Origin of the sequence: Candidatus Pelagibacter communis (assembly GCF_001180205.1) — a bacterium.
In the GTDB taxonomy this organism is placed as follows: domain Bacteria; phylum Pseudomonadota; class Alphaproteobacteria; order Pelagibacterales; family Pelagibacteraceae; genus Pelagibacter; species Pelagibacter ubique_O.
Genome location: NZ_CVSU01000062.1, coordinates 22,141 through 28,843 on the forward strand (window position 1 = coordinate 22,141; position 6,703 = coordinate 28,843).

The following is a 6,703-nucleotide window of genomic DNA, read 5'->3' on the forward strand; positions in this document are numbered from 1 at the left end:
AATGAATAAAGAAAAAAAATTAATTCCTGGATTACCTTCAGGATTTGAAGATCGTTGGGACAAAAAACTTCTTCTCAAAAAAAAGCTTTTGAAAGCTATTGAGAATAATTTTATTAAATTTGGAGCAGAGGCTCTGGAAACCCCATCGTTTGAGATAAGTGAAAATATAGGATCTTTTTTGGCAGAAGATGATGCTAATCCTATGTCTGATATATTCTCATTTCAGGATGGAGAAAAAAGCATTACTCTTAGGTATGATCTTTCAAGCCCACTAGCTAGATTTGTTGCTCAAAATAATCAAGAGCTTCCATCAATTTTTAAAAGGTATGCCATTCAAAATGTCTTTAGAAATGAAAAGGCTGGTAATGGAAGATACAGAGAATTTATGCAAGCAGATTTTGATATCGTTGGAAATGTTAATCCTGCCCAAGCAAATGCTGAGCTTTGTAATTTAATATCAAGTACTTTGTTGGATTGTGGTCTAAAAAAAGATCAATTTACAATTAACATCAGTAACAGAAAAATAGTTCAAGGATTAATTGATAATTTAAAAATATCAGAAGAAAAGCAAATTAAAGTAATTAGAGCAATTGATAAATTAGACAAACCAGGTTTTGGTTTAAAAGGTGTTGAAGATCTGCTTAAAAAAGAAAGAAAAGATATAAGCGGTGCAATCACTAAGGGTGCAGATTTAAACGATGAACAAGCATCTGAAATACTAAATTTTCTAAAAATTAAAGATTTAAAAGAATTAAAAGAAACATTAAAAAATCCATTGTCTCAAGAAGGTATAAAGGAGTTGGAACAATTATTTGAAGTATTGGGTTACAGTTCAAATTTAAATCAGGTCAAAACAAATCTTACAATTGTTAGGGGATTGGCTTATTATTCAGATTTCATTGTTGAAACAAATCTAAATTTTAAAGTCACAAATAACAAAGGCAAAGAGGTCGATATAGGCAGTATTTGTTCTGGAGGAGCCTATGCAAAATTAATCTCGAGATTTAAAGGTGTGGATATTCCAGGCACTGGAATTAGTTTTGGAGTTGATCGATTGTTATTTGCTTTAATGCAATTGGATCAAGTAAAAGTAGATAATCAAAAACCAGTTTTAGTTTGTGTAATGGATGAAAAATATCTTAAAAGTTATTATGAAATTTTAGATCTATTAAGAAATAATAATATCAATGCTGAAATTTTTTTAGATACAAAAAAAAATTTAGGTAAGCAACTAACCCTAGCAAATAAACGTGAGTTGGATGTTGCAATAATATGTGGTGAAAATGAATTTAATGAAAATACAGTCACTATAAAAAGTCTCAAAGGCGTTAAGGGTGAAAACAATAAAACATTTCCAAAAGAAAATTTAATCGATGAAGTCAAAAAACTTATCTGAAAACATCCTAAGATCAGTAAAATCTAAGGGTTTTAAATATATTGATTTACCTTCAGTAATTGAGGCTAATCACATTGTTCAAAGATCAGGAGAAAATTTTAGAAAGTTTATCTTCTCTTTTACTGATCAGAATGGAAGCGAGTTGTGTTTAAGACCAGATTTAACAATTGCATCTTGTTTAAGGTATTTGGAAAATAATTTAAAAGGTAAGGAAAAAATTTTTTATAGTGGTCAAGCTTATCGAAAATCACAAAACAAAAAAGACTCAATCATTAGAAATCAAATTGGATTTGAAATTTTAGGATCTAAAGATGAGAAAAATGACGATAAAGAAATTATAAATACATCTCTTAAATCACTTCAAAATATCAAATATTCTTCAGGAACACTCACTATTGGAAATGTTGAAATATTTAATTTGTTAATTTCAAAATTGGATATTCCAAAGAGATGGAAGCTAAGATTGTCCAGGCACTTTTGGAGAGAAGAATATTTTAATGATTTATTAAAAAGATTAGAAACTAATTCAGATGTTGATCCAACAATTGTAGAAATAGATAAAAGACGTTACGTTAAAATGCTTAAAGATGATTTATCAAATATTGTTGCAGGAAGAACAATTAATGAAATATTAAAAAGGTTTGATCAGAAAATAAAAGATCCTAGAAGAGCTAGTAAAGGAAAGAATGTTTCAAAAATAATTAAAGATTTCTTAAAAATTAAATGTCCCATAAATAAAGCAGCAATTGAGTTAAATAAATTTTTTAAAAAAAACAAAATAAATCTAGCTGTAGATCAAAAATATTTTCCAATCTCTAATAAAAAGGTTTCAAAGTTAAATGTAGTATTTTCAGCATCCTTTGGAAGGCAATTAGAATATTACACCGGAATGGTTTTTAAAATTGACATTAAATCCAAAAGATCATTAAAAAATATTATTAATGGTGGTCGTTATGATGGTCTAATTTCAGACTTAGGATCAAAAAAGCAAACTCCAGCAGTAGGTGCTGCTTTAAATTTAAATTACTAATGATAAAAAATATTCTAAATATTGGAATTCCAAGTAAAGGTAGACTTAAAAAAGATGTTTTAAATATTTTTAAAAAAAATAAATTAAACCTCATATCTGAAAGAGGAGAAAGAGATCTTTTAGGATCAATTAAACAATATAAAAATATTAAGATTTTATATCTTCATGCAAGAGAAATCATTGAAAGACTTGGAGATGGATCTTTGGATATAGGTTTTTCTGGCTTTGATTTATTAAAGGAAAGTGAAATTAACACTCAAAAGAAAATTAATGTTTTAAAAAGATATGATTTTGGTAAGGCTACATTAGTAGTCGCAATTCCTGATCCATGGATAGATGTACAAACAGTTGCAGATTTAGAAGAAATTGCATTTGAATTTAAAGACAAGAAAAAGAAAAGATTAAGAGTAGCAACAAAATATCCAAATCTAACAAGGGAATTTTTGTTTTCAAAGGGTGTTACCCAATTCAAATTAATTGATAGTTTGGGTGCAACTGAAGCTTACCCTTTCACAGGCTCTTCGGAGATAATTACAGATATTACTTCTACCGGAGAAACGTTAAAAGCAAACAATCTACGTATTTTAAAGGATGGAGAAATATTAAGATCAGAAGCCTGCATGATGATTTCTAAGTCATCCAATAATAAAATGGGTCTAAAAAAAATAGTAAAATTACTTTCTTAAAATTAAGTCTTTCCAATAAATTAGTATAATTTTGATAATATCCAGATTTCTAATAATTGCATAAAGTGCAACAATAACACAAATAATTAAGAATATTTTTAATACTAAAATTAGTTCCATAAAGTATTTTTAAATATTTAAATACATTAATCAAATATTTACGATAAAATAAAAAATTAGAATCATGGATAATATATTGTTAATTTTACTAGTTTTGTTATTAGGTGGCGTTTTAACTATTCTTTATCTAAATTTAAAAACTAAGCCAAAAGATAAAAATGAAAACAAAGAAGCTGAGGAAATAGCAAATTTAAAATCAGAAATATCAAGTTTAAAAGATACCTTAAACACTACAATCAATAGCTCACTTGGTGCAATGTCGACTTCATTTAATAATCTATCAACTGGGGTTACTAAAGATATGACTGAAACTTTAACCAAGGTAGAGGAAAAAGTTGGTAATTTTAACCAACAAGTACAATTGTTAAATCAAAGCCAAGAGGGGATAACTAAAATTTTAGCTGGGGTTAAGAAATATGGTACTCTTGCAGAATTTAGCTTAGACGCCCTTATTAAAGATTTGTTGCCAGCTTCTCAATTCATGACGAATACAAAAATGAAAGAGGATACAAGCGAAAATGTTGAATTTGCAATAAAGCTTCAGGGAGATGTTTTAGTTCCTGTAGATAGTCATTTTCCAGTAGAAAAATTTAAAGCAATTACCGATGGTCATGACGCGGAAGATAAAAGGGCTGTTGCAGATGCTAGAGCAAAATTAGCCTCAGCGTTTAAAGCAAAAGCTAAAAGTGTTAATGAAAAATATATTGTTCCACCAAAAACTACCGATTTTGCAATTGTGTATGCTCCTACAGAAAGCTTATACAAAGAGTTAACTGAATACCAAGATCCAAGTACAAAAGAATTATTAACTCAAGAGTTAATGAAAAAATATAAAGTAGTAATATGTGGGCCTAATACTCTTTCTGCTTACTTACAGTCTTTACATATGGGTTTTCAATCATTGAAAGTACAAAAAGGTGCAACAGAAATTTATAATCATTTAAAAACAATCAGTACAAGGTTTTCTAAACATTTTGACAACATTGTAGTTCTTAGAAAAAAATTAGAAGACGCTATGGGTGTTGTTGATAAATTTGGAACGGATGCAAGATCAATTTCAAGAACTTTAGAAAACATTAAAGATCCCGAGCAGGTTGAGAAAGCTGTACAAACTGAAAACGTGGAAAAATTTGTTGAAAGAAATAGGCAACTTAAAAATTAATTTCTTTTTTTCTTTAATAACGTCTATAAGAAATCTCATGCAGTGGAATCAAAAATATGATTATCCAAAATCATCAAGAGCAACAGTTGATGGCATTAGAAGATATTTATTAGGGGAAACAAAATTACCAAGTGTCACTTCAATTTTAGATGCAACTAGATCTGAAGAAGATAAAGCGGCATTAGCAAATTGGAGAGAAAGAACTGGGCAAAAAGAAGCTGAAGCAATTACAAAAGCAGCTAGTAGCAGGGGATCTCAAATGCATAACTATTTAGAGTCTTATTTACTTGGAAGAGAAAATTTAAGTTTTTTTGAAGATAAAGAACAATACAAATTAATGGCTAAAGAAATAATAGAAAAAGGTTTAAAAAATAGATTGGATGAAATTTGGGGTGTTGAGTGCACTCTTTATTACCCAGAGAAGTATGCAGGAACTGCTGATTGTGTTGGAGTTTATGAAGGAAAAGAAACAATAATAGATTTTAAACAAAGTAATAAACCTAAAAAGGCTGAATATATAGACTCATGGCTTCTTCAAACAAGTGCATATTCATTAGCGCATAACATTGTGTATAACTCCAATATCACTTCTTGTGTAATTTTGGTTTGCACAGTAGATAAATTATTCCAAGAGTTTAAAATTCAAGGGCATGATTTAATTGTTTATCAAAATTTGTTCTTGGGAAGATTAAAAAAATTTAATGAGCTATCGGATTTAACTTAGGATTTTATGGATAAAATAGTAATTTACGACACAGAAACAACAAATAGTACAATTTGGGGCTCAATAATTGAAGTAGGTGCTGTAGTTGTTGATAAAAACTTAAAAGAAATTGGTAAGCTAAATATTCGTGGCAGAATGCCCGAGGGTGAGGTTCCAAGTGCAAAGGCTTTATTAGTTAATTCAACAAGTATTGATTTACTTACTAAAGGCAATTACTCACATTACGATTTTTTAGGTGCAGTAGAAAATTTTTTCTCTAAAGCTGGTCCAGCATTGTTTATGGGTTGGAGTAACTTAAATTTTGATAGACGAATGTTTCATTTTAATTTTTTTAAAGGGAATAGATATCCTTACATTACACATTCATCACCAAATAAAGAACATGACGGTTTACATGTTGCAAGAGTAGCACAAACCTTGAAACCTGAAACATTAAAGACTGAATTAACAGAAGCTGGAAATGAAAGTCTAGCTTTAGAAGGTTTAGCTAGGCAACAAGGATTTGATACATCTCAACAACACACTGCTTATCATGATGCATTCACAAGCTTAAAAATTCTAAGAATTATAAAAAACAAACATAAAGACAATTGGGAAAATTTTTTAAGTACATCTACAAAAAATAGCGTTGAAACTATTTTAAAAAGTGAGGGGATTTATTCAATTTTCGAAAATGTTAAGGGAAAAAATATGATGTATCTTGTCTCTACATTGCATCCAGATCATTGTTTTCATCCATCATATGCATCTTGGGGATATTTATTTGATTTAAGAAGAGATCCTGAACCTTTGTTAAATTTATCAATAAATGATCTCAAAGTTTATTTAAAAAAGTTTAGTCCAAAAGCACTTAGAGTAATCAAAACCAATAAAGCTCCTGTAGTTTTAGATAAAAAGTATGCATTAAAAGAGAAGGCATATGCTGACTTAGATTTAGAAACAATCCATAAAAGAGCAAAAATGGTTAGAAATAGTGAAAATTTTTGTAAAAATATTCAAATCATTAATAGAGAGGCCGCTGAAGAAAAAGCTCAAACTCAAACCCAGGAAGATCTGTTACCTGAAGAAACTTTATATGAAAAATTCATTCCCAATAAAGACACCCAATTATTTAAAACTTGGCATAGTTCTTCTTGGGAAGATAAATTAAGAATGTTGGATAAGTTTCAAGATAAAAGATGTAGTTGGTTTGGACAAAAAATTATTTATCAAGAAGCACCGCATATTTTGCCACCAGATTTATATAAAAATATAAAAAGTGAAATTGCTAGACGAATTTTAAGCAAAAATAGAGAAAAGTGGCAAACTATAGGAATGGCCTATCAAGAAATTGATACCTTAAGAGATCAAGCATCAAATCGAGATGATGAAGAGGAACTAAAAAAATTAGATGAAATAAATGAATTTATTATGTCTATAGAAAAAAAATATGAAATTGCCTAGTTGACTTTAAGGCTCTAATTAATAGAAAGGAAATATGCTTACAAATTTTAAAGACGAAGATTTTGATACTAAAATTAAAAATGAAGATGTTTCAGTAATCCAGTTTTCAGCTGAGTGGTGTGGTCCATGTAAGGCACTAAAA

General features: G+C 28.9%; 7 protein-coding genes. All 7 read left to right on the plus strand.

What is annotated here, in order from left to right:
• The first annotated feature begins 1 nt into the window (after position 1).
• Positions 2-1,396 (plus strand): histidine--tRNA ligase, encoded by a 1,395-nt coding sequence (gene hisS / locus AMO08_RS02605; RefSeq protein WP_075484858.1) that lies wholly within the window; start codon positions 2-4, stop codon positions 1,394-1,396.
• Positions 1,374-2,426 carry an ATP phosphoribosyltransferase regulatory subunit gene (locus AMO08_RS02610; protein WP_075484860.1) on the plus strand — a complete coding sequence of 351 codons (1,053 nt, stop codon included), beginning with the start codon at positions 1,374-1,376 and terminating at the stop codon, positions 2,424-2,426. The genes hisS and AMO08_RS02610 overlap by 23 nt, the downstream gene beginning before the upstream one ends.
• A complete protein-coding gene (hisG, locus tag AMO08_RS02615) occupies positions 2,426-3,112 on the plus strand; it encodes an ATP phosphoribosyltransferase (RefSeq protein WP_075484862.1) in 687 nt (228 codons plus the stop codon). Before AMO08_RS02610 ends, hisG begins: the two co-directional genes overlap by 1 nt.
• Positions 3,113-3,296: 184 nt before the next feature.
• Entirely contained in the window at positions 3,297-4,394 is a 1,098-nt protein-coding gene (locus AMO08_RS02620) for a DNA recombination protein RmuC (RefSeq protein WP_075484864.1), read from the plus strand.
• 37 nt (positions 4,395-4,431) lie between these two features.
• Positions 4,432-5,118, plus strand: a complete 687-nt coding sequence (locus AMO08_RS02625) for a hypothetical protein (RefSeq protein ID WP_075484872.1) — start codon at positions 4,432-4,434, stop codon at positions 5,116-5,118.
• A gap of 6 nt (positions 5,119-5,124) precedes the next feature.
• Positions 5,125-6,561 carry an exodeoxyribonuclease I gene (locus tag AMO08_RS02630; RefSeq protein ID WP_075484866.1) on the plus strand — a complete coding sequence of 479 codons (1,437 nt, stop codon included), beginning with the start codon at positions 5,125-5,127 and terminating at the stop codon, positions 6,559-6,561.
• Between the two features lie 34 nt (positions 6,562-6,595).
• On the plus strand, positions 6,596-6,703 hold a 108-nt coding region (locus AMO08_RS02635), incomplete at its 3' end, for a thioredoxin domain-containing protein (RefSeq protein ID WP_143323799.1).

What these genes read in the sequence shown, in the direction of transcription:
- hisS (WP_075484858.1), top strand. Translation starts at nt 2, where the DNA reads ATGAATAAAGAAAAAAAATTAATTCCTGGATTACCTTCAGGATTTGAA.
- AMO08_RS02610 (WP_075484860.1), top strand. Translation starts at nt 1,374, where the DNA reads ATGAAGTCAAAAAACTTATCTGAAAACATCCTAAGATCAGTAAAATCT.
- hisG (WP_075484862.1), top strand. Translation starts at nt 2,426, where the DNA reads ATGATAAAAAATATTCTAAATATTGGAATTCCAAGTAAAGGTAGACTT.
- AMO08_RS02620 (WP_075484864.1), top strand. Translation starts at nt 3,297, where the DNA reads ATGGATAATATATTGTTAATTTTACTAGTTTTGTTATTAGGTGGCGTT.
- AMO08_RS02625 (WP_075484872.1), top strand. Translation starts at nt 4,432, where the DNA reads ATGCAGTGGAATCAAAAATATGATTATCCAAAATCATCAAGAGCAACA.
- AMO08_RS02630 (WP_075484866.1), top strand. Translation starts at nt 5,125, where the DNA reads ATGGATAAAATAGTAATTTACGACACAGAAACAACAAATAGTACAATT.